The 22,909-nt window shown below is 67.4% G+C and carries 32 protein-coding genes; 4 read left to right on the top strand and 28 right to left on the bottom strand.

Annotated elements, in window-relative coordinates; translation table 11 throughout:
• Positions 1–561: 561 nt before the first annotated feature.
• The 5 genes from ABH935_RS48635 to ABH935_RS48615 all read right to left on the bottom strand — a co-directional run bounded on the left by ABH935_RS48635 (position 562) and on the right by ABH935_RS48615 (position 2,866).
• Positions 562–1,035, bottom strand: coding sequence for a hypothetical protein (locus ABH935_RS48635; RefSeq protein ID WP_370384828.1), 474 nt, complete (start codon positions 1,033–1,035; stop codon positions 562–564).
• A complete protein-coding gene (locus tag ABH935_RS48630) occupies positions 1,032–1,166 on the bottom strand; it encodes a hypothetical protein (RefSeq protein WP_370384827.1) in 135 nt (44 codons plus the stop codon). The genes ABH935_RS48635 and ABH935_RS48630 overlap by 4 nt, the downstream gene beginning before the upstream one ends.
• 71 nt (positions 1,167–1,237) lie before the next feature.
• Complete coding sequence (locus ABH935_RS48625) at positions 1,238–1,687, bottom strand: hypothetical protein (protein WP_370384826.1); 450 nt, start codon at positions 1,685–1,687, stop codon at positions 1,238–1,240.
• 10 nt (positions 1,688–1,697) lie between these two features.
• Entirely contained in the window at positions 1,698–2,669 is a 972-nt protein-coding gene (locus tag ABH935_RS48620; RefSeq protein ID WP_370384825.1) for a phage tail tube protein, read from the bottom strand.
• The gene (locus ABH935_RS48615; RefSeq protein ID WP_370384824.1) at positions 2,669–2,866 is read right to left on the bottom strand and encodes a hypothetical protein; all 198 of its coding nucleotides are present in this window, start codon (positions 2,864–2,866) and stop codon (positions 2,669–2,671) included. The genes ABH935_RS48620 and ABH935_RS48615 overlap by 1 nt, the downstream gene beginning before the upstream one ends.
• Before the next feature lie 71 nt (positions 2,867–2,937).
• Here ABH935_RS48615 and ABH935_RS48610 point away from each other — a divergent pair, with 71 nt between their 5' ends.
• On the top strand, positions 2,938–3,720 hold the full coding sequence (locus ABH935_RS48610) for a hypothetical protein (protein ID WP_370384823.1): 783 nt from the start codon (positions 2,938–2,940) through the stop codon (positions 3,718–3,720).
• 12 nt (positions 3,721–3,732) lie between these two features.
• Here ABH935_RS48610 and ABH935_RS48605 read toward each other — a convergent pair whose 3' ends face one another.
• The 22 genes from ABH935_RS48605 to ABH935_RS48500 form a co-directional block, all read right to left on the bottom strand.
• The gene (locus ABH935_RS48605; RefSeq protein ID WP_370384822.1) at positions 3,733–4,182 is read right to left on the bottom strand and encodes a hypothetical protein; all 450 of its coding nucleotides are present in this window, start codon (positions 4,180–4,182) and stop codon (positions 3,733–3,735) included.
• Positions 4,179–5,066 carry a hypothetical protein gene (locus tag ABH935_RS48600; RefSeq protein ID WP_370384821.1) on the bottom strand — a complete coding sequence of 296 codons (888 nt, stop codon included), beginning with the start codon at positions 5,064–5,066 and terminating at the stop codon, positions 4,179–4,181. Before ABH935_RS48600 ends, ABH935_RS48605 begins: the two co-directional genes overlap by 4 nt.
• A gap of 40 nt (positions 5,067–5,106) precedes the next feature.
• The gene (locus tag ABH935_RS48595) at positions 5,107–5,640 is read right to left on the bottom strand and encodes a hypothetical protein (RefSeq protein WP_370384820.1); all 534 of its coding nucleotides are present in this window, start codon (positions 5,638–5,640) and stop codon (positions 5,107–5,109) included.
• A gap of 4 nt (positions 5,641–5,644) precedes the next feature.
• Positions 5,645–5,962, bottom strand: coding sequence for a hypothetical protein (locus ABH935_RS48590; protein ID WP_370384819.1), 318 nt, complete (start codon positions 5,960–5,962; stop codon positions 5,645–5,647).
• Between the two features lie 431 nt (positions 5,963–6,393).
• Positions 6,394–7,728 (bottom strand): phage major capsid protein, encoded by a 1,335-nt coding sequence (locus tag ABH935_RS48585; protein ID WP_370384818.1) that lies wholly within the window; start codon positions 7,726–7,728, stop codon positions 6,394–6,396.
• 143 nt (positions 7,729–7,871) lie between these two features.
• Positions 7,872–8,321, bottom strand: coding sequence for an XF1762 family protein (locus tag ABH935_RS48580; RefSeq protein WP_370384847.1), 450 nt, complete (start codon positions 8,319–8,321; stop codon positions 7,872–7,874).
• A 23-nt stretch (positions 8,322–8,344) separates the two neighbouring features.
• Complete coding sequence (locus ABH935_RS48575; RefSeq protein ID WP_370384817.1) at positions 8,345–9,064, bottom strand: HK97 family phage prohead protease; 720 nt, start codon at positions 9,062–9,064, stop codon at positions 8,345–8,347.
• On the bottom strand, positions 9,061–10,353 hold the full coding sequence (locus ABH935_RS48570) for a phage portal protein (protein ID WP_370384816.1): 1,293 nt from the start codon (positions 10,351–10,353) through the stop codon (positions 9,061–9,063). Before ABH935_RS48570 ends, ABH935_RS48575 begins: the two co-directional genes overlap by 4 nt.
• Positions 10,350–10,568: a hypothetical protein gene (locus ABH935_RS48565; RefSeq protein ID WP_370384815.1), complete on the bottom strand. Its 219-nt coding sequence runs from the start codon at positions 10,566–10,568 to the stop codon at positions 10,350–10,352. Before ABH935_RS48565 ends, ABH935_RS48570 begins: the two co-directional genes overlap by 4 nt.
• Before the next feature lie 43 nt (positions 10,569–10,611).
• The gene (locus ABH935_RS48560; protein WP_370384814.1) at positions 10,612–12,195 is read right to left on the bottom strand and encodes a terminase TerL endonuclease subunit; all 1,584 of its coding nucleotides are present in this window, start codon (positions 12,193–12,195) and stop codon (positions 10,612–10,614) included.
• Positions 12,134–12,616, bottom strand: a complete 483-nt coding sequence (locus ABH935_RS48555; RefSeq protein WP_370384813.1) for a P27 family phage terminase small subunit — start codon at positions 12,614–12,616, stop codon at positions 12,134–12,136. The genes ABH935_RS48560 and ABH935_RS48555 overlap by 62 nt, the downstream gene beginning before the upstream one ends.
• Positions 12,617–12,723: 107 nt before the next feature.
• Positions 12,724–12,867 carry an HNH endonuclease gene (locus ABH935_RS48550; protein ID WP_370384812.1) on the bottom strand — a complete coding sequence of 48 codons (144 nt, stop codon included), beginning with the start codon at positions 12,865–12,867 and terminating at the stop codon, positions 12,724–12,726.
• 374 nt (positions 12,868–13,241) lie between these two features.
• Positions 13,242–13,931: a hypothetical protein gene (locus ABH935_RS48545; RefSeq protein WP_370384811.1), complete on the bottom strand. Its 690-nt coding sequence runs from the start codon at positions 13,929–13,931 to the stop codon at positions 13,242–13,244.
• Positions 13,932–14,220: 289 nt separating this feature from the next.
• Positions 14,221–14,895: a hypothetical protein gene (locus ABH935_RS48540; RefSeq protein WP_370384810.1), complete on the bottom strand. Its 675-nt coding sequence runs from the start codon at positions 14,893–14,895 to the stop codon at positions 14,221–14,223.
• Between the two features lie 106 nt (positions 14,896–15,001).
• Positions 15,002–15,271 (bottom strand): WhiB family transcriptional regulator, encoded by a 270-nt coding sequence (locus tag ABH935_RS48535; RefSeq protein WP_370384809.1) that lies wholly within the window; start codon positions 15,269–15,271, stop codon positions 15,002–15,004.
• Entirely contained in the window at positions 15,268–15,816 is a 549-nt protein-coding gene (locus ABH935_RS48530) for a hypothetical protein (RefSeq protein ID WP_370384808.1), read from the bottom strand. The genes ABH935_RS48535 and ABH935_RS48530 overlap by 4 nt, the downstream gene beginning before the upstream one ends.
• Positions 15,813–16,847 carry a hypothetical protein gene (locus tag ABH935_RS48525; RefSeq protein WP_370384807.1) on the bottom strand — a complete coding sequence of 345 codons (1,035 nt, stop codon included), beginning with the start codon at positions 16,845–16,847 and terminating at the stop codon, positions 15,813–15,815. Before ABH935_RS48525 ends, ABH935_RS48530 begins: the two co-directional genes overlap by 4 nt.
• Positions 16,847–17,875, bottom strand: a complete 1,029-nt coding sequence (locus ABH935_RS48520; RefSeq protein ID WP_370384806.1) for a DNA cytosine methyltransferase — start codon at positions 17,873–17,875, stop codon at positions 16,847–16,849. Before ABH935_RS48520 ends, ABH935_RS48525 begins: the two co-directional genes overlap by 1 nt.
• Positions 17,872–18,333, bottom strand: a complete 462-nt coding sequence (locus tag ABH935_RS48515) for a hypothetical protein (RefSeq protein ID WP_370384805.1) — start codon at positions 18,331–18,333, stop codon at positions 17,872–17,874. Before ABH935_RS48515 ends, ABH935_RS48520 begins: the two co-directional genes overlap by 4 nt.
• Complete coding sequence (locus tag ABH935_RS48510; protein ID WP_370384804.1) at positions 18,320–18,631, bottom strand: hypothetical protein; 312 nt, start codon at positions 18,629–18,631, stop codon at positions 18,320–18,322. Before ABH935_RS48510 ends, ABH935_RS48515 begins: the two co-directional genes overlap by 14 nt.
• Positions 18,618–18,962: a hypothetical protein gene (locus ABH935_RS48505; RefSeq protein WP_370384803.1), complete on the bottom strand. Its 345-nt coding sequence runs from the start codon at positions 18,960–18,962 to the stop codon at positions 18,618–18,620. Before ABH935_RS48505 ends, ABH935_RS48510 begins: the two co-directional genes overlap by 14 nt.
• Entirely contained in the window at positions 18,962–19,192 is a 231-nt protein-coding gene (locus ABH935_RS48500; RefSeq protein ID WP_370384802.1) for a helix-turn-helix domain-containing protein, read from the bottom strand. The genes ABH935_RS48505 and ABH935_RS48500 overlap by 1 nt, the downstream gene beginning before the upstream one ends.
• A gap of 323 nt (positions 19,193–19,515) precedes the next feature.
• Here ABH935_RS48500 and ABH935_RS48495 point away from each other — a divergent pair, with 323 nt between their 5' ends.
• The 3 genes from ABH935_RS48495 to ABH935_RS48485 all read left to right on the top strand — a co-directional run bounded on the left by ABH935_RS48495 (position 19,516) and on the right by ABH935_RS48485 (position 21,681).
• Complete coding sequence (locus ABH935_RS48495; RefSeq protein ID WP_370384801.1) at positions 19,516–19,923, top strand: helix-turn-helix domain-containing protein; 408 nt, start codon at positions 19,516–19,518, stop codon at positions 19,921–19,923.
• Positions 19,924–20,074: 151 nt separating this feature from the next.
• A complete protein-coding gene (locus ABH935_RS48490) occupies positions 20,075–20,530 on the top strand; it encodes an ImmA/IrrE family metallo-endopeptidase (RefSeq protein WP_370384800.1) in 456 nt (151 codons plus the stop codon).
• A 14-nt stretch (positions 20,531–20,544) separates the two neighbouring features.
• Entirely contained in the window at positions 20,545–21,681 is a 1,137-nt protein-coding gene (locus tag ABH935_RS48485; protein ID WP_370384799.1) for a tyrosine-type recombinase/integrase, read from the top strand.
• Here ABH935_RS48485 and ABH935_RS48480 read toward each other — a convergent pair.
• On the bottom strand, positions 21,629–22,717 hold the full coding sequence (locus tag ABH935_RS48480) for a hypothetical protein (protein WP_370384798.1): 1,089 nt from the start codon (positions 22,715–22,717) through the stop codon (positions 21,629–21,631). The two genes, ABH935_RS48485 and ABH935_RS48480, sit on opposite strands and share 53 nt — an antisense overlap.
• Positions 22,718–22,909: the final 192 nt, after the last annotated feature.

Below are 22,909 nucleotides of genomic sequence, written 5' to 3'. Positions count from 1 at the left end.
AGCCATTAAATAAAAGTTCTATTTATGACAAAATAAACCGTTCTGCGCAGATCAATTTGACCGCATTACGCACTAGTAACATCACAGATTAGTAACGGGTGAGGAGAGTGAGTATGCTGACACTGCTCCTTCGCGAGGTCCCCGATTGCCTCGTCCATCCGACGAGGTGTGTGTGTCCACCGAGCGAAAGGAGGGGGTGCCGATGGCGGAAACGCCAGAGGTATCAAGCGAGCAACGGAGTGCCGACCAGAGCTGGTCACGAAGGGCGGCGATCATGAGCGTGATCGCCAGCGCGACGGCAATCGTCGCTACCGTCGTGGCAGCCGTCAAGGGCCTCCGCTGATCGCAACGGAGGCCCTTGGTCTCTGACTGGGGGGCGCCGCCTTGCTTTGGCCGGCGGTAGGCGGCGTTCCCCGGGATATCAACTAGCTAAGTATGTATTACACCTAGCCACTCGGAGCGTACCAAGAAACGCACCGCGATGACGAAAACGCACCGTGGTGACGAATACATACATGCGTCGCCCCTGAGCAGCGTGTTCATAGTCGGAAGGCGGCCAGGCTAACCATTGACGACCTTGGTCCATGCCTGTTCCCAGATCTGCGCGACCTCGGCCTCGGCGCCGGACACGCCGGGGGCGAAGTAGGGGAAGCGCTGTTCGGTGCGTCCCTTGTAGAGGTTGCGAACCCCGCCCCCGACGCCGACACCGCCGTAGACCTTGCCGGCCACGGTGCGCGGTTTCCGGACCCCGCCGACACCCTTGTAGAGCGTTCCGGTGAAGCGGCCCGGTCCGCCACTGCGGGCGGAGCGGTACGGGCTTCCCGGCAGGTTGACGGCGTCGCCGGTACGGGACGAGGCGCCGCGGTGGTTCCAGCGCGGCGGGTTACGCAGGTTCGCTCGGACCTTGCGTTTCAAGAGGTTCTGTGTTGAGCGGATCGCGGCGACGGTGGCCTTGTCGCCATTGGCCTCGACACGGCGTAGAGCCTCGGTGACCTCGGCCAGGCCGCGGAATCGGGCGCTGAACACCCCGGTCACCTCGCTTCCTGCGCGTGTCGTTCCCGGTTGGCTTCAGCGAGTTGCTCGGCATCGGCGCAGGCCAACAGCCAGTCCAGCGTCACCGCGGGGGTGTCGTTGATCTGCTCGACGCTCCAGCCAGTGAGCTTCACCAGGCGGAACAGCCGGTAGCGGGCGAGCGGAAGTTCGCTCGCGTCGTATTCGCGTCCCTCAAGCCAGCCGGTCAGGCGCTTGAGGGATGCGTAGGGCTCGCGGGATCCGGGTTGGGGGTGAACTCGGGCATCAGCGCCGAGAGGTACGGCTCGACCGCCTCGCGCAGTGCCCGGTAGGACGAGGACGGCAGATCGAGAACGCTGTCGACGGTGATCGGCTGGCCGAACGACCAGGAGTCGACGAGGGCGACGATCAGCAGGTCACTGATGTCGTCGATCGCGGACAGGGCGCCAGCGCCGATCAGGTCGGCGGCGGCGTCCAGGCGGACGTCCTCGCTCACGGCCTGGTCGCCCTCGGTGGCGATGAATGTCTGCGCGGCGGCGAGGGCCTGTTTGGATGAGGCGAAGCCGAGCTGCTTCGCGACGATTGGCCGGCGGTAACGCTCGGGAACCTCGGCCGGATCGCGCAGGATCGCGTAGGCGCCGCGCGGTAGGTCGATGTGCTTGGGGAACTCATTCAAGGCAGGTCCCTTACTTGTAGGTGCCGGTCGGGTTGGCGTTGGTGACGTTCATCTGGATCGGGGTGTAACCGCCGGATCCTCCGGTCAGGGCGTCGGCTACGTTGCCGTCGGCGGTGAACGAGATGCCGAGTTCAACGTAGGACTTGCCGCGGTTGACGTCCGCGGAGTCCAGGAAGATCTTCGAGCAGTGGGCGCGGACGCCGGTGGCGACGGCTCCGGTGCCGGCGGCGAAGTTCACGTCGAGGCTGGTGGAGGTACCGGCGACGTAGTTCTGCCGAAGGGTGTCGGCTTCCATGACGCAGGTGAGCTTGCCGGTGACTTCGAGGGCGTCCGACCAGACCGAGTAAGGGGCCTGTGAGCCGTTAACATTGCGGATCGCCTCGCCGCCGCGCTTGATCGAGATCTCGCCGTCCAGGACGTAGGCCACGGTGGCGCCGCCGAGTTGTACGACGCCGGTCCATCCGGCGATTAGCGGCAGACCGGAGTAGGACGGCGTCGGCTTAGTACCCGGTACCGAGGGGAAGCCGACGGCCTTGGCGGTGTAGTCGAGGGACTTGTCGCCGGCGAACTTGAGGCTGACCTCGGTGAAGTGCAGTCCGGGGTACTGGAGCGTCGAGACGCCGTTGAAGTCGGTGATCGTGTAGGTCGGGGGCTGCTGCTGGCCGGCGTTGTTGACCGCCATGCCGTGTGTGTACGGGGCGGCCGAGCCAGTCACGACGACGTCGCCGAGGACACCGGCGAGCGGGAAGCCGATGATGTCGGCGTAGACGTCGCCCGCGAAGTCGTACTCGACGCTCATCACGCCGGGCACGTGGCCGTAAGTCTTCACCGCAGACCCGCGCCAGCCCTCATCGGGGAGCAGGGCGGTGTTGTCCTTCGGCGTGAACTGCTTCGCCGGCAGGAACGCGGTCGGGACGACGGGCTGGCCGGGGGTCGCTTCCTTGCCGATGCCGACGACTGTCGAGTATGTGGGATTCGGCATCAGGCACCGTCCGTCTTCGAGGTCGTGGTCTTCGCCGGCTTCGGCGGCGGGTCGGTCGTGGTAGTCAGGGTGAAGCGGCCGTCGTCGGGGACCTGGTCCTCGTCGAGGTCGACCGTGTCGCCGGGGGAGAGTTCGCGGACGAGCGGCGGGGCGGGATAGGTGCGCGGCTCGACGCCGGTGTAGGTGAAGGAAGGCAAGACGTTCTCCTCGACGTCAGGGTTCGCCAGAGGGAAACTCTGGTGTGGGTGTGGTCTGAAAGACTTCTCACGTGGCGATAAGCGATCACGACCGAAAGGTGCTGTGGGGCCGGGCGGGCGGAATGTGCTCGAAGTGTCGCCGTCAGCTCGTTGCGGACGCGACGCCGACCGACCGCGAATCGGTCGTCGGGGAAGAGGCGCACATCGTCGCGGACAAGATCGATGGCCCGCGCGGCAGCCCACCGTTACCGAAGCCAGAACTCGACAGCTACGGCAACAAGATCCTGCTGTGCAACGTGTGTCACAAGATCATCGATGACCAACCGATCGCCTACACGCGAGAGCGCGTGCATAAGCTCAAGGACGATCACGAGCGGTGGGTTGCAGAGCTGCCAAGAACCCAAGAGCTGAAGCCAGTCAGAGTCATCCCGACGACAGAGTGGGCGTCCTTGCTGCACCTCACCACGGGGAGTGAAGCTTGGAACGTCGTCCGAAATACCGGGTTCACTCGCTTCGCAGGGCTCGACGACGAGGACTCAGAACCGGAAGACGTCGACCTCGTTGATTGGTTCCTCGGTCTGCTCGGGGATTGGGGCGACATCGCTGCGGACGTTGAGATGGCGGGACCGGCCGGCGTCAGGGATGCCAAACGCAGCCTCGGGGAGGCTCTCAAAGAGCTAGCGGATCGCCGCATCGTGGTCTTCGGCGGTCAGCGAGCGTTGCGGATCACTGGCGGAGTTAGACCAGATACCGAGATGGCCGAGATGGTGGTCTTGGTGCTTCCCGAGGACGAAGCACCACACGCCGATGATGGCAGCATTGCGACAATGATTGTCCAACGGATCCCCCGCTAGACAAGACCTCGCTTAGTTACGTGCCTCGACGTCGACGGTCATCGCTGCGGCACAGGTTCGGCCTTTGCCGTCGTCCTCCCACGCCGAGGCGTAGTGCGTGCCGGCGGGGCGGGCAGTCACGACCAGGCCGGCAAATGAGGGATCGGCGCGGATGGCGTTCTCGACGATGGCGACCAGGGCGCATGCGCGCTCGAAGACCAGGCGCGGGAAGTCGCCGCCGCGGTAGACGTCGACGACGATCTCGACCTTGTACGTCTCATACAGCCAGCCCGGACCGCCCCCGCCGACGAGCTCGAAGGGGGCGAGGGTCTGCTCGATGTCGCGGACGGCGATGATGTCGTCGGGCTGGTTGGTGCCTGGGTCGTCGTAGCAGACCAGCACCGTCGGGTCGTTGACGGCGGTGGTGATGAGCTCGACGAGGTAGGCCTTGACCTCGGGGATGGTGGATGCCGGGGCGGTCATGCGATGCCCGGTGGTCGACGGTGCGGGGACAGCAGCTCGACGACGCGATCGGGGATCGCGAAGCCGATCGGAACGTGGGTCTCGCCGTCCATGCGCGCACCCCCGAACCTCGGTCGGGCGCCCTGCTGGGACTGCTGCCACAGGTGGCGGATGAGTTCCAGGGCGCCGAGGCGGACGTTGTAGGGGACGTCGGTGCGGCCGGCGGTGTAGACGACGCGGATGTTCTTGTCGCCGATGGCGAACAGCGCGGCCTGCCCGCCGAAGGTGCGGCGGGTGAGCTCGCCGGTGACGTAGTCGGCGGTGTAGGCGAAGGCGTTCATCTGGCTTCCGAGCGGTTGCTCGGTGAGCGGGAACGCCGACAGGCCGTAGTACTCGGTCACGTTCGCAATCGCGGTGACCGGTTGCCAGGCCAGCGAGATCGTGCCGACGCCGCCGGTAAAGAACTCGGTGTGCGTCTCGGGGATGATCGGCCCGATCAGGTCCCTGATGACGGCAGTCGCGGCGAGGATGAACCCGATCAGCTCGTCGTCCTGGCTGGTGTCCGTGGCTGGCATGTTCAGGTGTGCCTTGACCGAGGCCAGGTCGACAACCTGCTCGACGCCAGCGGGGCGGACTTGGAACTGGCTTTCCGAGGCGAAGGCAAACCCGGAACCGGTCGCGAGCCACCGGACCAGCCAGGTTCCGGAGGTCGCGGCGGCCGGAACGGTCGCGGTGTAGATGCCGGTACCGGCCGGAACCGTCGGCGGCGTGCTCGTGCTGCCGTCCGGTGCGGTGACGGTGACGGTGACGGTGACGTTGGTTGCGGTAGCCGGTAGTCCACTGTCGTTGAGGACCGTGACGGCCAGCGGTACGTCCTGGCCAGCGGTGTAGATCAGGGCACTCAATGTCGCCCCCGATCAGTGGTCGCGGGCGATTACCGGGGTTCTACCGGCGGTGACGACGGTAATTGACGTGGTGCTGGCGGTGCCGCTGTCCGTGCCGGTGCTGGCGGTGATGCGCGCGAGCGTGCTTCGCGGCACGGTGAGCGTGGTGTGCCTTGCGGCTCACCTGGTGGTGCTTGGCGCTCCGGGCGTGCTCGCGGTGCTGCTTGAGCAGGTGCCGAGTGCGGCGGCGGTGTCCGACGACGGTCCGGTGGCGGGCGGCGCCGCGGGTCCGCTTGCGGTGGCTGTGTCCGGTGATCTTCGCGACGTGCTTGTGCCGGCGAACGTGGGTGTGGCGCTTGGCCGCGCGGCGGTGCCGGATCGGTGTGAGGTGCGGGTGCCGGTGGTGTCGGGTCTTGCTCTTGTGGTGGCGAGTCTTGCCGGCGGGGTGTGCCTTGTGGCGCTTGAGGTGGCGGCCGGCGCCGCGCGCTCGGGTGTGCCCGTGGTGGGCGTTGCCGTGCGCGCGGTGCCGGTTGCGGACCTGCTTGAGGTGCTGGGCGAGGTGGTCGTGCCGGTTGTCGCCGGCGCCGATCGGCATGGCGCTATGCCGCCGGTCGGGCTTCCGGGGCGGCCGGCTTCGCTGCGGTCCGTCGGGCGGCGCGGCCGGTGCCGCCCTCGGTTGCGATGCCAAGTGCGGCGTCGAGGCGGTGTCGCATCCGCGCGAGCTCGCCGTGGGCGAAGCCAGCCGGCGCCGCGGCGTCGGGGTCGGGTCCGTCCAGGACCACCGCGAGCGCGGCGCGGACGTCGGTCTCGATGCGGACCAACTCCTTGCGGACGTTTGCGGCGAGCTTGTCGTCGTGCATGGTGGCCGCGTCGTCAAGCTCGGAGAGCAGGCCGCGGCCGTAGTTCAGGATGTTCATCTTGTTCCATTCCACAGACGGGCGGGAATTTATCGCCACTCGGCGTCACAAAGAGCTGATGTTCGGTACAGTTGCCTCGCGATCGCGTCTCTCCTCCTTCTCGCGAGAGGAGGTGAAAGCCATGCGATCAAGCAAGAGAGCTGAGGTAAGCCGGAAGCAGCGAACCTCAACTTTCGACGCGCTGCGACTGATGATCTCGCTCACTGCGCTGGTCATCGAGCTAGTCAAGGCGGTCGGGTAAGGCGCGAGGCCACAGAGACGACTTCCATTCGCCTCTGTGGCCTCGGCGCTTCTACCTGTCCGACCAGCATTCGCGACTCGAAATAGTAATGACGAATCGCTGCACTGTTTTTTGCTAGTCCCCAAGGTACCTAGGCACCTGGTACTGCGTCCACGGAAACGTGGTTTTCTAGTTGCGTCGCATCGGGGGGTTAGAAGACTGGGGCGGTGAGGCCGGTGCCGTTGATGGTGGCGATGGACTGCGGGTAGCGGGCGGCCTGGAACGACATGTAGTTGTACAGGCGCACGAACACGCTCATGTTGTTGGCGTAGGTCTGCTGGAACGCCTCGGCCCTGACGTCGCCTTCCCACAGCCACAGGTCGTCCATCTTGGCGACGTAGACCTCGTCTTGGTTGGTGGCGGCGCCGAGGTTGGTAGGGATCAGCGCGTCGACGTAGACGGGCAGGCCGAGCATCTGCCCGACGAGCCCTTGCGACGCCTGCTGGTCGAGGTTGCCCGCGACGTTGAAGGGTCCGCCGGCCGCGGGGACGATCAGGGGTCGGCTGTTGCCGTCGAGCTGTGCCTCGGCCCATGCCCACCGGCGCGGGTGCATGACGATCGCGGTGGGCGGCAGGAATCGGGACGTGTGGATGCCCTGGATCGCGCCGGCGATCTTGGAGTACAGCGCTGCCAGGGTCGGCGTGCCCGAGGTGTAGGTGACTGCCTGCGTGCCGGCCAGGGTGAGCAGGCCGGTGATGGTGCCGGCGGTGCCGGGACCGGAGAGCACCTGTGTGTTGAGCTTCTGGGCGTAGTCCTGTGCGAGGTCGGCGAGCACGACCTCGTCGATGTTGAGCGGGGACTGTTCGATGAGCTGAAGCGACACGGTCTGTCCGCCGGCGATTGTGACGACCGGGGACGAGACGCTGGTGGTGGTCAAGTCGGTCTGCTGGACGCCGGTGTTCTGGTTGGTCTGCGGGGCGGTCGCGGTTCCGGTGTTGACCTTCGGGATGTTGATGCTGTCGGTGCCGGGCGGGACGTCGCCCTGGCGGCACAGGTTCGCCGAGATCCGGCCGGGTCGGACGAAGGCGACGAACTCGTCTTCCAGCCACAGCGGCGGGACGAACTCGCCGCCGGCGCCGTTGGTGGTGTTGATGGCGCGCTGTTCGGTGTCGGCGCGCTGGCGGTTGTTGCGTTCCAGTCGCTCGAAGGCGTCGCGGTCGCCCTTTTCGCGGGCGAGGTACAGGTCGCGGAAGTAGGAGCGCTGTCCGCCGCGGCGGTAGGTTTCCGGTTCGCGGGTGACCTGGACCGTCGCGCCGAGCTGGAGCCGGCGGGCGGTTTCGGCGGCGGCCTCGTCGCGGGTGACCTGCTCGTGCAGCTCGGAGATTCGGGCGTCGAGCTTGAGAATGTCGCTGGTGAGGTCGGTGAACCGCTGTGACTCGGTGTCGTTGAGGTCGCGGTTTTCGGTGGTGGGGGCTACCAGGACGGCGTCCAGCTCAGTTTTGAGCTCGGCACGCCGCTCCAGCAGCCTGTTGATGAGGTCGCGCATGGCGCGTCTCCTTCGCAGGTTGTGGTGTGCGGGGCGTGCCTGCGCGTGTTCTCGGGTGGTGGCCCAGGTGCCGACCGGTGATCGGGCGGCGGCGTGGGCTCCGGCGCGTTGCCGGGCAGGCGGAAACGGCCTGACGCAAGGGGTCAGGCGGGGTTGACGATCAGTTCCCACAGGATCCGGGCGGTGTGCTCGGTGCCGCGGTGGGTGCGCGGTCGGCTTGGCGTGTGCCAGCCGGATCGGGCGGGCCGGTCGGCGATCCTGCGCCAGCCGGCGCCGCGCAGACTCGCGCCGGTTTCGTCGGCGCGGGTGTAGGTCAGGATGCGGTGATAGCCGGCGGCGCGGGCGACTCGGGCGGCAGCGCTGTAAAGGGCCGAGCAGGCGTTCGCGGTGCCGTCGGTCGCGAGGCGGGTGACTTCGAGGGTGAGCCCGTCGTCGAAGACGCGGGCGACCGGCCGGCCGGTGATCGCGACGCCGGCGAGCTCGCCAGTCTCGGCCAGGACGCCGAGCGAGAACTTGTGCCCGCGCGGCGCGGAGTGGTGGCGGTGGTGGGCGTCGACGAACGCGCAGGCGTCGGCGAAGCTCACCGGTCGGATGCGAAGGCGCGCTCGGGTCTCGGTCACGGCGGCCGGCTCAGATCCAGCGCGCGGGCGGTCGCCTGACGCCAGTTCAATCCGGTCGACGGCGTTGCGATCGGCGCCGGGGTGAACTCGGTGGCAAGCCGGTCGAAGACCTCGCGCCGCTCGTCGACGGACAGCCGGTGAAGGTGCGCGGCGAGGTCGTCGGCGCGCAGGCTCGCGCCGGCGGTGGCGGGGTTGGCGCCGTAGTTGACCACGGACACGTCGCCCTTGTTGAGGTTGACCTCGGTGATGTCGCGCTGCGTGTAGTCCGGGGACCACTCCTGACGCACCACACGGAACGCGAAGCTCATCTCGTCGACGTCACCGCGGTCCATCGCCGAACGCAGCGTGGCCACGGCCGGCGAGGCGGGATCGAGGTCGGCCTCGACGAGCAGGCCGGTGCTGTCCTCGGACAGGCGCATGGTGCCGGACTTGGTCCGCGCGAGGGTGATGCCCTCGTGGTTCACCTTGAACGGGACGTCAGCCTCGGCGGTGGTCTTCGCGAACGCACCGGAGCGCACGACCTCGGTGTAATCGCCAAGCCAATCGGACATCTCATACGGCGAGTCGGTGACACAGGCATAGCCGGTGAACCGCAGCACCGAGGCGCCAGTTCCGTCCGGTGCGTCGCGCAGCTCGACGCCGCGGAACGGCATCGAGCGCATCGCCTGTTGACCGAGCGGGTAGAGCTCGGCGCGCCGGTCAAGGGTCAGGGTCATGATTCGCTGTTCCCTTCCGGCGGGCCGTTGCTTGATTGCTCGTCGGACTCCGCGGCCGGTCCGTCCGGAGCGTTCTCGGTCGCGCTGGATCCGGCGGTGGCGGAGTTGAGCGGCATGCCGATGTCGTCGCCGCCCTCGATCGGCGGGTAGTCCTCAAGGGCGCGGATTTCGTTGGTGGTGAAGATGCTCGCGGTGCGGGCTTGGGTGTAGACGCCGAAGCGGCTGACGGTGTCGGTCCGCAGCAGGCCGGCCAGGTTGAACCGGGCGACCTGCGGTCGGGGAAGCAGCGGGGTGAAGGCGTCTTCGAGCCGGCCGAGCCAGGCTTCGAGGGTGTATTTCAGGAACCCTAGGGTCTGCTGTTCGATGCCGGTCCCCCATGAGGTTGTCCGGTCGACCTGGCCGAGCATGTGCGGCGGAACGCCGAACAGCATGGCGATGTCGAGGTTCTGCGCGGCGCGGGTGCCGAGGAACTGCGCGTCCTCGGGCGTGACGCTGATCGGGGCGAACTTCGCCCCGCCGGTGAGCACCCCGACCGCGTGCGCGGTCCGCAGACCCGTGTGAATCGCGGAGAACCGCTCTTTCAACTGGCGGGCGCGGTCGTTGTCCAGGTCGCCGGGGACCTCGATGATCCCGGACAGGTGCGCGCCGGCGCCGAAGAACTTCGCGCCGAACTCCTCGGCGGCCAGGCCGAGGCCGATCGCCTGTCGGGCGTAGGTGATCACCGACAGCCCGACCGGTTGGCCGGGGAAGGACATGCCGACCAGGTGGACCATGTCGTAGGGGTCGATCTCGACCTTGTTGACCTTGAAGATCTTCTGTCCGGCGCTGTCGAGGGACACCTCGACGCGGTCGGGATGCAGCACCATGAGGCGGTTCGGGTATCCGCGACCGTCGCGGGACAGGACCAGGGCGAAGGCGTTGCCGCGCAGCAGCAGCGACACCATGATCTGTCCGAACCCGACGCGCCGGGAGATCAGGCGCGGGTTCAACGCCCCGCCGAAGGGGTCTGAGATGATGATCGGCGCCGGTTCGAGTTGCTCGCGGACCTTCCCACGCATCCGCACCGCATCGAAGGGCAAACCGCACACCGCCTCGGAGATGATCCGGACACACGCAGTCACCGCGAGCAGCGACAACGCGGTTTCCTCCGTGACCGGAACACCGGATGAGGTGAAAGCGGCGAGGGTGCCGTTGGACGGGATCGCCCACGGGTCGCCCGCGCCGGAACCAGACGGGGCGAAGAACCGCCGCTCGCGGATCCCATTGGAGGCACGGCGCAGGATCGTCACGACTCGCCCCGCTCCGTATCGGCGGCACGGCGGCGCTGTCCACAGACTGTGGATACTGCGCGGCGTGCCGCCTCTGCGGCATCGACGCCGTCGAGGGCCTGGCCGATCAGCAGAAGCGCGACGCCGGCGACCGCCCACCCGAGCGGGGCGGCGATGAGGAACGCGGCGACGGTGAGGCAGGACAGGCCGAGGATCTCGGCAATGCTGGAAGCCATGAGCGACCCCCATTGCCGTTCGTGAATCAGGATCCTGTGTCGTTCACAGCTCGTCCCATGCAAAGAACCCGACGTCGGGTGCCCGTTCCGGTTCGCGGACGGCTCGGTCCAGCGCCATGACCGCGGCCACGGCGAGGTCGATCTTGCGCGGGCTGTTGCGGGCGTCCTTGGACAGTCGCGAGCCGCGGGCGTCGACGCGCAGGACGCAGTTGGCCAGGTGTCGGGCGAGGCGCGGGTCGCCGGCGTGTGCGATCGAGCCGTTCATGACGGCCTCGTAGAACCGTTGGGTTGCCGGGGTCATGCGGGCAGCGGATTGCGGGAACTCGACGACGGGTAGGCCCTCGGCTTCGAGGACTTGGTAGGTGCGTGCCCATCGGTAGGGGTCGCACACGATCTCGCGGACCTGGAAGCGGCGGCAGGCGGCGCGGATGGCGTCCTCGACGTCGAGGATCGGCACCGTCCAGTCGTTTCCGGCTTCGGTCGGGCGTTCCCAGCAGGCGACGACGTCGACGACCGGGGTCGGGTCGTCCGGCGTCGGGCAGGTGACGGCGACCAGGGCCGTGCTGTCGTTGTTGAACGAGCCGTCGAAGCCGAGGCAGATCTCGACGCCGTCGCCGATCGGGTCGTCTTCGGTTCGGCATGCCTCCCATGCGCCGGCCGGAAGCCAAGCCTGTGCGGTGTTGACCCATTGGTTGAGGCGTTTGGTGCGGAACTCAGCCTCGGGCGTGCGCCGGACGGCGGCGGCGAGGTCTTCGGGGTCGAGCAGGTCGCCGAGGGCGGGGTTTGCGTCGGCCCAGACGTCCGGGTCGCGGTGGTCGGCATCGTCCGGTGCGCCCCACCAGGCCAGGAAGAACGACGGGTCGTCGACCTCGCCGGAAGCGATGCGCTGCCCGTACTGGAACAGCCGGAAGCACACTGAGTCGCGGCCCGAGGTGTCGGTCTTGACACCGGCGGTGGTGATCGCGAACAACAGCGGGTCAATCCGGGCGCCAGCGGCCAACGCCATGACGTTGAACAGCTCGTCGTTGGGCTGAACGTGCAACTCGTCGAAGACGACGCGGGTCGGGCTCAAGCCCTCTTTGGTGAACGCCTCGGCGGACAGGCAGCGGTACACCGAGCCGAGTTCGACGACCTCGATGGCGTCGCGGTAGACCTTGCACGCCGCCGACAGGTCGGGGTCGGCGTCGACCATGCGTTTCGCGTCGCCGAAGACGATGCGGGCTTGCTCGCGGTCGCCGGCGCAGGAGTAGACCTCGGCGCCGTGGCACTCGAACAGTCCCTCAAGGGCGATGCCGGCGGCGAGACCCGACTTGCCGTTCTTGCGTGGCTCGCCGACCAGGGCGACGCGGTGCCGGCGCCGACCGTCGGGGCGGCGGGCGAAGACGTGGTCGAGCAACAGCTTTTGCCAGTCGCGCAGCGCCAGGTGTGAGCCGGTGCGCCCGCTGAAGGTGTCACGGGTGATCGTGCACAGGGTCTCGATGAACCGGGCGACGTGAGTGCCGTCGCCGCGCGTCTGGTCGGCCAGGTCGACCGGGGTGAGGATCCGTGGTGGCCATCCGGCGACATCAGGGGTCGTAGTTGTTCTGCCGGTGCCGGTCGGCGAGGAGCTCGGCGAGCTTCGAGGCACGTCGCACCTCGCCCAAGCCGATCCTCGTGCGGTCCGCCGGCGTCAGGCCGAGCAGCGACAGGAGTTTGACGATCTCGGTCTCAAGGGTGGACAGCATCCCGACCAGAGGGTTCGGGTAGGCGTAGCCCTTGTCCGTGAGCAGCACCTCGTTGGCGCCGGCGAGTTGGGCGATCCAGGCCGCGCGGCGGTCGAGCTTCTCGCACAGCAGCACCACCGACACGCGGTCGGTGTGCGCCAGCCATGAGCATTCCGCGGCGAGCAGCATCCACGCGGCGCGGCCCGCGGCGCCGAGGTGATCGGGTGCGTCCAGGGCGAGCGCGGGCAGCGCCGGCGAGTCGGCGGCGTCGGGTAGGGCGCGCTTGCCGGGGTTGCCGGTCCGGCGCTTGCGCTCGGTCGGTGTCGGCGGTCGTCCGGTGGGCATGATCGGCTCAGACCCCCCGGTCAGACTTTCGCGGCGATGTGTTTGGGGTTGGGGGCCGGGTCCTGCGCACGTATACCCGTCGAGATATACCCGCCCCCGGTATGCGGCTAGGCCGTGTCAACGTGTGTGTGCTTCGTCGAGTTGCACACTCGGCACAGCACTTGAAGGTTGCCGCGCTCGTCGCTGCCGCCAGCCGCTCGCGGGATGATGTGGTCGACGGTGAGAATCTCGGCGCGGTGCGGCTCGCGCATCCAGCCCGGACAGACGTTGCCGTAGGCCGCGCGGTGGTCAGCGAGGATCCGAGCGGTGAGTCGGCGCCAGCGGTAGCCGTAGCCTCGGGCCGAGGCTGAACCGCGGGCCTCGTCACGGGCGCGTTCATAGCGTCGCTGGCAGGGCGAGCAGCGCGAAGGGTTGGGGTGGAGCTCTCCGCAGTCAAGGCACGGGCGACGGCGAGGCAAGGCGCACCGCCTCGAATCAGGATCCTGCGCATCCGCACGTCGCCGACGCGAAGGCATGAGAAAACCCCGAGCGCCTACGGCGTCCGGGGTGAGGTATACGGGCAGGCTGAAGCAGCCGTGGATCTAGGTTGCCCTGTGGATAACCTGAAAGTCAACGCAACCGATCATCAGGCGCCGGCCAGCGCTGGCGATGCTTGGAGCTTGCGGCGGACCTGGCGCACGTAGGAGTCGGTGACACCGACCTTGGCGGCGATGGTCTCTGACGTCGTCGCGTCGTCGGCCTCGCGCAGCGCAGCAATAATCTCCTGCTGCTTCGCGGTCGGCTTGCTCGGTGCCTTCGGCTTCGGCGCGATGCTGGCGGCGTTCTGCGGTTCGGCCAGCTCGGCTTCCGATGCGACGTCGGTAATCGGCTCGGCTTCCGGTACTGCTTCCGGTTCAGGCTTTGGAAGGAACGCCGCGAGCCGCAACAGCCTCTCGGCGATCAGCGGCGGTAGCGCTGAAACACTCAACACCATGATCATGTGGGCGGTGTTGCCGCCGGCGTTGGCCAGGTGGTTGAGCGCGTTGCCGCCTTCGGTCAGGCAGATGGCGAACCGGGCGTTGCGTGCGGCTGGCTTGGATGCCTCGTGCTCGTCCGGAATGGCCTGCCACACGGCGGTCGACACTGCGGCGTAAACGTCCAGGGCGACCGGCAGCAGCCAGGCCAGAGCGCAGGACCAGCCCACGAGCAGGCCGAGCGAGTACAGGCTTTGGAACGACAGGGCTTCGGTGGCTAGCAGCGATATCGGGATGCCGATGCGGACGATCCGAATGACGCTGGGCGGGAGCGCAGGCAGGGCTATAGCCTGGTGCTGCATCAGAGGTACCTCTCTGGTGCCAGGGCATCGGGGTATTCCACTACCGCCGATGCCGGGGCCTCGGACGGTGTTCCACCACCGCCGGGGCCTCACTGTATATGGAGTTTGTGACGCCCGCGAGGCGGGCTGTTGCCGAGCATGCCGTACAGGTGACACCCGTGTCTACCAGCTGTGACACATCAATTCCGGCGATGTTCCGGTACTGCGACACTCCACCGGCGCGGAACCCCGCGGAACCGGTGGCGGACCACCGGAACGCGGGCGGGACGGTGCCGGAAGCGCGCGTGGTTCACCGGTAGACCGCCATCCGGGTTCCGTGCTCGGCGGCATCGTCGAGGCGGGCGTTGAGCCACTCCAGTTCCACGCTGGTCCACATCGGCCGGCCGCGAAGGAACGACCCGCACGACGCCGAGTCGGGATCGCACGCGGGGTTGTGGCACAGTACGTAGGCGTCAACCAGGCGCGTCGCGGTGTAGAGCCGCAAGGTCAGCGAGCCGATGGGGTTGTTGTCGTTGACGCCGCCGCACACGAAGCACGCGGACTTGATCAGGAATCCGAGAGCGACCTGACCGCATGCCGTGCGGACGCGGTGCGCGAGCCGGCGGGTCTCGTCGGCGACGTGCTCAGCCAGTTCCGGTATCGCCCCGATCGCCGGCAGCGCGTCTTCCAGCCACACGCACGCCCAGTGAACCGTTCCGTCGGGTTCTTCATCCTCGACGATCGTTCCGTGCTCGTCGTACCGGTAGGACGGCATCGATACCGCCGTATCGCGCGGAACCGCCCCGAAACCGAGGCGGTCACGCACCGCGGCCTCAAGCTCAATCACGCTGGCGGTCACGTCGGCGATGGCGTCGACGACGTCCAGGTGGCATGGTGCCGGCGACCAGCCGGGCGCCTCGGGATCAGCTTCGGCGCGCTCGATGCGGGCGAGTTCGTCGCGGCGGGCGCGCTGTTCGGCGTCCAACGCGCGTTCCACGAACGGGCGCGGGGATCCGTGCATCCGGGCGACCAGCAGATCGCCCCACTCCTGCCGGATGGCTTGAAGGTCGAAGGCGGTGGCGTACAGCGGGTCATCGAACACGCGCGTCCTTCCGGGGTCGGCGGCGGGCGGCGCGGCGACGCTCGTCCAGGTCGACGCCGCCCCACACGCCTGCGTACTCGGGCGTCGACTCGGCGTGCGTGCGGCATGCGGCCTGGACAGGGCATGTCGCGCACATCCGGAGCGCCTCGGCGGTCTCGGCGGGGTCGGTGGAGAAGAATCGCTCGGGATCGGTACCGGCGCAGGCTGCGGCATCGCGCCACAGCACTGCCCGACGTGTCGTCTCAAGGGTCTGGTTCACGCGCGCACCCCCGCGAGTTCCTTGCGCGACGGGTGCGCTCCGCCATGCGGTCGCCGCCCTCGTGGACCGGCGGTGAGTTGGCACATGGTGCCGACCGGTGCCTTGCAGAACGGGCACGCGACTTGCAGCACGGCCATGCCGGCGCGGTGGGCCTGCGCGCGCTCGGCGAGCTCGGGCGGTGCGGCGACACCCGCCGGTAGCGCGAGCGTGATCGGGCGGGCCGGTGCGTTGCCGTCACCGGCGGTGCGGCGCATCGTGGCCAGGCGTCGGCAGAACTCGCGGGCGCTCTCCTCGCCAGCAGGTTCGTAGACCAGGTTCGCGCGCTCGATCCGCTCGGCGCGGATCCGGCGTATCGCGGCAATCAGGTCCGCTGGCGCAATCCAGGTCTGTTCGCGAGCGACCTTCCGAACGGCCTGGACGGCGTCGGTGAACTGCTGGTCGCCGAGGACCAGGTGCCATGCCTCGGGGGTGTGTTCCTCGATGCGCATCGCCGGGCAGGCCGCAGACACCATCCGCAGCAAGTTGACGGTCTCGGTGGGGTTCATGCGGTTACTCCCTCAGCGGCAAGGGCACGCGCGGCGGCGCGATCGAGGATGCCGGTGGTTCGTGACGGGGCGGCCGTGGCGGTTCGGCCGGCCGCCGGGGCGTTCATGACCTCGTTGACGACCGAGGGCAGCGTCGAGGGGTGAAGGTTCTTGCGACTCCAAGCGATCAGACCGTTCCGCACGTCGTCGGGGTCGACGTTCTCGGCTAGCAGCGCAGCTAGCTCACGCCCCAACTGCCCGAGAACCTTGCTCGGCGGACGCTTGGGCACGTTGGCGATGTACTCGGCCAAGAGCGTTTGCGCGGTCGGCGCCCCGACCGTTGCGGGCAACGCCGCTGAATGGACCAGCGCGAGCGGCGGCGCGGGAGGCGCCGAAACCTCGTAAGAGGTTTCGTATATAGGGGTCGGGTCGGGTCGGGGGGACCGAACGTCCGGCGTGACAGATGCGTGAGTCACGGCGGCGTCACTGCGTGACTCACGGCGTGACCGATCCGCCTCGACGACGTCGGCTCTGGTCAAACTGGGTTCGCCCGGATCATCCTCGTCGAAGACCTCGGCGATGTCGTCCAGGTCGTAGCCCACGCGCTCGTCGTCGATAACGACCTCGACAGCGTGCGTCGGGTTCGCGTGCGCGTCATCGTCGGTGTGAGTCACGCCGCTGTAACGGCGTGACTGCCCTCGTGACTGACTACGTGACGACTTCGCCTTATCCCGCGCCCGCCGCTGACGCTCGGCCGCCTTCGCGCGCTCGTCCAGGACTGCGGCGGCGGTCGGGTTGTAGTCGTGGAAGTCGTGAACCAGCCACCCGCCTTCGACCGGTTCCCACAGCTTGCGGGCGACCAATTCGCCGGCCGCCGTCTCGGGGTCGCGCACGTCGGAGACGATCCGGAGTTCTTCGGTGGCGATCCGGCCGTCGGTTAGTTGCTCGGAGCACCAACAGACGGACGATACGTACAGCCGGAACGCGGCGTCGGACAGCAGTCTGACCTTGCGGTTGGACGGCATCCTGTCGTCGAACTTCGCCCACGGCATCAGATAGCCCCCAACAATTCGATGAGCAGCAGGCGCAGCGCCTCGACCGCCTGCTGCGGAACGACCCCGTCGCCGAGGATCCGGAACTTCGCGGTACGCGGGAGGTCGGGCACGTCGACCACGAACCCGTCGGGCAGGCCCATCATCCATTCGACGAACCGCGCTGACAGACGCATGTCGCCGCGGGTGTTCGGCTCCAGCGCTGCCGGGGCCGGCCGGGTCAGTGCCTCCCAGCGCCGGACGGCGGCGGTGTACTCGGCCCAGTACAGGCCCGCTTCAACTCCGCCCCCAGAAACCGCATCCCGTTCGGTCTCCGGTGCGGCGTCGTCTTCTGACACCACCCCGAGGCCGAGGGCGTCGGCAGCAGGGCCACTGCCGTGCGCAGGTTCAACCCGCCGGCCCGCCCACCGCTCCACGGACCCCGGCCCTCGTTCGCCGTCGGCGTTGGCAGCAAAGTCACTTGCGAGGCCAGTGAGCCGTGCCCGCTGCCGAACTTCTGCCTCGGCGAGCCCTTCGTGCCGTCCGAGGCCCTCGGCGTCTGGAACAGCGGGCCAGGCGAGCAGGAACAGCCTGTTGCGCTGGTGCGGCGCGCCGATATCGGATGCACGTAGGCACAGCCATGCCGCGTCGTACCCCTCGCGGGCCAGGTCGCCGGCGACACGGTCGAGCCCTCGGGTTCGCAAGGCGGCGACGTTCTCCACGAACACGAGTGCCGGTCGTAGTACCCGAACGGCCTCGGCGACGTTGCGCCAGATACCACTTCGCTCTCCTTCGATGCCGGCACCAAGGCCGGCCACTGAGATGTCCTTGCAGGGAAACCCGGCGGTGATCACATCGACCAGCGGCACCGCCGACCAGTCGACGGCGGTGATGTCGCCGAAGTTAGGGATGCCGGGCCAGCGGTGGGCAAGAACCCGTATCGAGTTGCGGTCGTTCTCGGCATGCCACACCACCCGGCCGCCGAGGACGCTGCGAACGGCCAAGTCCAGCCCGCCGTATCCGGAGCACAACGACCCGATAGTGATCATGCGGACACCTCCCACGAGAACGGCGACGCATCGTGCGGAGCAGCGACCAACGCCGCAGTGATCCGCAGCGCCAAGACCAGACAGCTCGACTTCACCGGCTGCGGGAACTCCGAGCCGGCGAACCAGAGCGCCATCACCGCGTCGAAGTCCTTGGCCAGGTAGGCAGCGAACAACCGGGCAACGAACCGGTACTCGACCGGCGTGGCGTCGATCGGCATCTCGATGCCGTCCAGGCTCGACACGACCGGCCGCGCCGAGGTGATCTCGACGTCTGGCCAGACCGCTGCTCGTGCCAACTCCACCCACACGCCGACCGCCTCGACCATCGCCGCGGCCTGGCCTATCCGAAGCAGGTCGGACAGCAGACACAACGCCTCGTCGTGCATCCCGAGCATTTCCAGACCCACCGTGCCGATCGCTTGCTCATAGGTCGATCCGGCATCCCTACGCGACGTCATCGCGCCCCCCACTCCGAACACGAGAAACGGACCGCTCCAGACCGACCACCACCGCGACATCAGCGATCACCGACCACCGGTCGGCAAGGTGATCGTGATGACCAGGCGGCGTCACATACGGACCGAGCAGCATGACTTCGAGGTCTGCATCGCCCTCGGGCGCCGCGGACCTCGGCTCGCGGCGCAGGATCCGGCGGGCCTCGGCTGATGCCTTGGTGATCCGGCGCACCGTCCACGGCCACAGGGCGATTAGGGCGGCGATGGTGACAAGAGCGCCGGCAGTCTCAACGGCTTGCACGGGCACCACTCGTCTCGGCCAGACGCCACACCTTGATCGGCTTGCCGTGGGTCGAGGAAGCCGTCGAGCGCACCTCGCCGACGGGCACGATCACAGCCGGGCGGCGGGTGGCCAGCGATCGCAGCACCGCGCCGACGTGACCGTGTGCGGCCTCGGGCAACAGGTGACGGAAATCGTTGGCGCTGAAGGTCTCACCGTCGGCGCCGTAGGACATGACTACGTCCTCGACGAGCTCGCGATTCCACTCCGGAATCGAGTCGTAGACAGCAGCGAGCAACGCGGCGACGTCTTCCCGAATCTGGTCCTGTGCAGGTGTCGCAGGCGCGGCCATCAGCGCGTCCCCGGCAGCCGCTTGCCGGTCAGGACCGGCCGGCGGTTCGCGCGGATGATGGCATCGATGTCGTCATCGGAGAAGCGGACATGTCGACCGAGTCGGGTGTGCTGGACAGTGCCGGCAGTTACCCACAAGCGCAGCGTGTTCTCTTTGATCTGAAGCTTGTGAGCGGCCTGCGGGAACGTGTAAAGCACCTGATCTTCGGCCGGTATGGGCTGGTCTGTCATGGTCACCTCGTCGCTCGGGAGCCGTGATACATCCCGCGGGTCAAGATCTGTCAAAATCCGCGTTGCCTCAGTAGGCGACCGAATGCTCAACTGACCCGTAGGTGAGCCAAAGTTATTCCATAACTACACGCAACTTCAAGCAAGTTCGGGGTCGTGCCGGGCCGGAAAGATCGAACGGGCGTGCTAGGCGAACCTGTCGGAGTCGGTAGGTAGCATCGAGGTACGTATAACTGTGCTGTACTCGCGTACAGTTGTGCCGTAACGACGTTTGTGCAGACGCGGGCCAACCAGGTCCGCGCCCCCACCCACAAAGGAGTTCCTGTATGCCCGATGGGCGAGAAGTGGTCGCCGAGGCGTTCAGGGGCCGTCGGGACGACCTCGGCTGGTCGCAGGCTGAGCTTGCCGCGCGGTCTGGAATCTCGGTCGGGACCATCCAAAGCATCGAACGCCCCAAGGAAGGCAAGTCCTGGGATAACCCCCGGTCGTTGCCGGCGATCGAGAAGGCGCTTGGCTGGGAAACGGGAGCGGCCGAACGCATCCGCAACGGCCTTGAGCCGATCCTGCGGAGAGAGGATCCCGAGGGACCACCGCTGAGCTCGGCGCAGGTGCCAGTTGGGTCGGGCATCGACCCCGAGCTGCTGGTAGAGATTGCAAGCGCCACACCCGACGAGCTTCAACGTGTTCGCGGCTTCCTGGCTGGTCTGAAGGCCAGCCGGAATCAGAACGCGTAACTACCGACTCACCTGTGCGCAATGGAAATGCAGTTGCGCATAGTTCCGTGTATGCTCCTCCTAGACGACGGCAACGGCGCATCTACGCAGGTAGATGCACCGCCTGAACGGCGCCGAGGTACTCTCTCGGCGCCGAATGGGGAGGTACAGGTTGTGGCCACGGACCAGGGAGTACAACCCATGGCAAGACCTTCACAGCAAGTCTGAGCTCACGCTCGGAATCTGCCCGCTGCCAGCGGGTCTCCAAGGGCTCTACTTCAGCGACATCGAGGCCATCGCCATCACCGACCAGGCGGACCGGATCGGCCGCCGCTGCGTCCTGGCGCACGAACTCGCTCACTTCGACCTCGGACACCGGCAGTGCGTCGGCATCGGCCGCTTCGGCGCCATGTACGCCCGACGGCAGGAACGAGCAGCCGACCAACTCGCTGCCGAACGGCTTGTCGCCTTCGAGGCTCTACTCGTCATGGCCGAATACGGCTTCGAGACAGACGAGGCCGCCGAGAACCTCGACGTCACCCCCGGCATGCTCGCTGTCCGCCTGCGCAACCTCACTCCCGCTGAGTCCCGCACGCTCGATGACATCCGCAAGCGCTTTGCCGCCTGACACGGAGGAACCCCATGGCGTACCCCGAAAAGCGTGGTAACAACTGGCGCGTCCGCTTCAAGCGCCCTGACGGCACCTACGGCACCGACCCCGAGAAGTACCCGACCAAGACCGCGGCGAAGAACCGCTGCGAGGAGATCGAGGCCGCGCAGCGCGCGGGAAACTTCGTCGACCCGACGCTCGGGCGCATCACCCTGGACGAATACGTTGAGCGGTGGTTCGCTCGCATGCACTTCAGGACCCACAACGAGCAAACCAAGCGCAGCGCGTACAAGTGCCACATCCAACCGACGTTCGGCTCGGTGGCAGTCGCCGACATCCAGCGGCCGGCCGTTCAAGAGTGGGTGACGATGATGGTCGCCCGTATCGCCGCGGGTGACTTCAAGACACGCACCTTGGAAGCGACCTACGGCGTGCTCAAAGAGATCATGACCGACGCCGAAGCCAACGACTACATCCCCAAGACGCCGTGCCGCTCCATCAAGCGCCCTGCGAATCGCCCTAGCGAGAAGGTGTTCGCCACGGGCTATCAGATCGTCCGCATCGGCCAGCGGCTCGACCCCTGGAACGAGATGCCCACGATCATTGCCGGGACCCTCGGCACCCGCTACGGCGAGACCATGGGCGCCCTGCGCGAGTCCTTCGACCGCGATGCGATGCGGTTGTACGGACACAACCGGCTTGAGCCGGGCACCATGCGCGACGGCGAGCCGCTCAAAGGCATGTCGGCAAACCGGCCGATGGTGTTGCCGCCCTACCTCGTCGAGCTGATTGACGCCTGGCTTGAGATGCACGACAGCAAGTACATCTGCCCATCGCAGCGCGGCAAGATCCTGCGCCCGAAGGCGTTCTACGCCGACTGGGATCCGATCGTCGACCAGATCTGTCCTGGCCTGACCTTCCACGGCCTACGCCACTCGGTGAAGGTCGCGATGGACGAGGCCGGAATCCCCGACCCGCTCAAGCGGCGGCAGTTCGGCCACAGCGGCAACGGCGTACCGGCCATCTACGAGCACGTCACTGAAGCCATGGAGCGCCGCCTACGCAACGCCCTTCAGCACCGATGGGAGCAGGCCGGCGGCGACACCGCGGCCATCATCAAGCGGTGGAAGAACCTTCCCTTTCCCCGTCAGGCAGACAGTAGGGGTTGACCGGCCGCGTGTCGTTGAACGGCACGAACCACGATCCGAAGTCCATAGGCGCCATCCCGAACCCCTGAGGCATCGCCTCAGGGGTTACGCCGTCCATTGCCGGGTCGAACAGGTACTCGTGATCAGCGTCCTCGAACGCGCAATCCTCGAAGCACGCAAACGCCGCATCAGTGTCCTCGTCACCGCGTGACACCAAGTCGAGCACGACGTCAGCGTTCTCGATCAGCAGCCTCAGCGCGAGCTCCTCGGCGACGCTGGCGCACAGGTCCCACTGATCGCGGCACAGCCGATCGACGACGGCCGTGAGCGCTAGCATGAACTTCTGCGCGAACAAGCGGGTGTAGAGATGCGCGTGCTGCGCGGGAAGTTGCGACAGGACACGCATCGAGTCGTCGAGGATCGCCGCGTTCGCGCCGGGCACCTCGGCCAGGTCGGCGATGTCGGCAAACAGGTCGTCGATCACGGTCTCGCAGGTCCACATCAGCGCACCCATGCACAGCCGGGCCGTCTCCTGCTTGGCCTCGCTCGCGTCCTCGCCGCCGGCGAAGTCGTCCGGCTCGAATGCGCGTAGGTGCTTGCCCGCGGCGAGGATGAGCTCGCGGGTGATCCCGCGCTCGTCCTCGACCTTGCCGCCGGCTTCGAGCGCGGCCTCGTCCAGGCTCCAGCGATCAGCCTCGGCGAGTTGCTCCTCAGCGTCGGTCGTGTCGAGCTCGACTTGTGCCCTGGTTACCTGCCAGGACTCCAGCGGCTCGATGTATTCGCACGCGGCCTCGGCGATGTCGCGGGCTGCGGCCTCGGCGTCCGAGAGTGTCTCGGCGTCGACCAGCAGGTTCAGAACCGCCCCGCTAGCGTGTGTGGCGACCTTGTAGCGTGCGAGGTCGACCGTGGACCCGTCCTCGTCATCCTCGTCGACTTCGGCGCCTTCGATGTGGCTAAGCCAGGCATCGAGCAGCGTCGCGGCGCCGACCGAGCGAAGCGCGTCGAGGGGAACGGTGTCGTGCGGCGGGGCGATCTCGACAGTAACGTTGTAGAACATGCTGACGACTCCGGGTGCGCGAGCAGGTGCCCGAGGGCGAACGCGGATCAAGATCCAATCCGGTTCTCCCATTTTTCTCCCAGAGACGCGGGAGAGGCCAAGTCCTTTACATCGGGACTTGGCCTCTTACCTGGTACTACCGGGGTGCGCACGAAGGGATTCGAACCCCTAACCTTCTGATCCGTAGTCAGA

The organism is Catenulispora sp. GAS73, from assembly GCF_041262085.1.
GTDB lineage: Bacteria > Actinomycetota > Actinomycetes > Streptomycetales > Catenulisporaceae > Catenulispora.
The sequence above is the reverse complement of the archived record's forward strand: the minus strand, read 5'-3'. Positions and strand labels throughout refer to the sequence as shown.

Excerpts from the sequence above, each read along its gene's own strand:
- ABH935_RS48525 (WP_370384807.1), bottom strand. The coding sequence starts at position 16,847 with ATGCCGTGGGCGAAGTTCGACGACAGGATGCCGTCCAACCGCAAGGTC.
- ABH935_RS48555 (WP_370384813.1), bottom strand. The coding sequence starts at position 12,616 with ATGCCCACCGGACGACCGCCGACACCGACCGAGCGCAAGCGCCGGACC.
- ABH935_RS48565 (WP_370384815.1), bottom strand. The coding sequence starts at position 10,568 with ATGGCTTCCAGCATTGCCGAGATCCTCGGCCTGTCCTGCCTCACCGTC.
- ABH935_RS48550 (WP_370384812.1), bottom strand. The coding sequence starts at position 12,867 with ATGCGCGAGCCGCACCGCGCCGAGATTCTCACCGTCGACCACATCATC.
- ABH935_RS48505 (WP_370384803.1), bottom strand. The coding sequence starts at position 18,962 with ATGGCCGCGCCTGCGACACCTGCACAGGACCAGATTCGGGAAGACGTC.
- ABH935_RS48620 (WP_370384825.1), bottom strand. The coding sequence starts at position 2,669 with ATGCCGAATCCCACATACTCGACAGTCGTCGGCATCGGCAAGGAAGCG.
- ABH935_RS48590 (WP_370384819.1), bottom strand. The coding sequence starts at position 5,962 with ATGAACATCCTGAACTACGGCCGCGGCCTGCTCTCCGAGCTTGACGAC.
- ABH935_RS48575 (WP_370384817.1), bottom strand. The coding sequence starts at position 9,064 with ATGACCCTGACCCTTGACCGGCGCGCCGAGCTCTACCCGCTCGGTCAA.
- ABH935_RS48520 (WP_370384806.1), bottom strand. The coding sequence starts at position 17,875 with ATGATCACTATCGGGTCGTTGTGCTCCGGATACGGCGGGCTGGACTTG.
- ABH935_RS48605 (WP_370384822.1), bottom strand. The coding sequence starts at position 4,182 with ATGACCGCCCCGGCATCCACCATCCCCGAGGTCAAGGCCTACCTCGTC.
- ABH935_RS48485 (WP_370384799.1), top strand. The coding sequence starts at position 20,545 with ATGGCGTACCCCGAAAAGCGTGGTAACAACTGGCGCGTCCGCTTCAAG.
- ABH935_RS48495 (WP_370384801.1), top strand. The coding sequence starts at position 19,516 with ATGCCCGATGGGCGAGAAGTGGTCGCCGAGGCGTTCAGGGGCCGTCGG.
- ABH935_RS48545 (WP_370384811.1), bottom strand. The coding sequence starts at position 13,931 with ATGCAGCACCAGGCTATAGCCCTGCCTGCGCTCCCGCCCAGCGTCATT.
- ABH935_RS48595 (WP_370384820.1), bottom strand. The coding sequence starts at position 5,640 with ATGCCGATCGGCGCCGGCGACAACCGGCACGACCACCTCGCCCAGCAC.
- ABH935_RS48585 (WP_370384818.1), bottom strand. The coding sequence starts at position 7,728 with ATGCGCGACCTCATCAACAGGCTGCTGGAGCGGCGTGCCGAGCTCAAA.
- ABH935_RS48500 (WP_370384802.1), bottom strand. The coding sequence starts at position 19,192 with ATGACAGACCAGCCCATACCGGCCGAAGATCAGGTGCTTTACACGTTC.
- ABH935_RS48515 (WP_370384805.1), bottom strand. The coding sequence starts at position 18,333 with ATGACGTCGCGTAGGGATGCCGGATCGACCTATGAGCAAGCGATCGGC.
- ABH935_RS48530 (WP_370384808.1), bottom strand. The coding sequence starts at position 15,816 with ATGAACCCCACCGAGACCGTCAACTTGCTGCGGATGGTGTCTGCGGCC.
- ABH935_RS48480 (WP_370384798.1), bottom strand. The coding sequence starts at position 22,717 with ATGTTCTACAACGTTACTGTCGAGATCGCCCCGCCGCACGACACCGTT.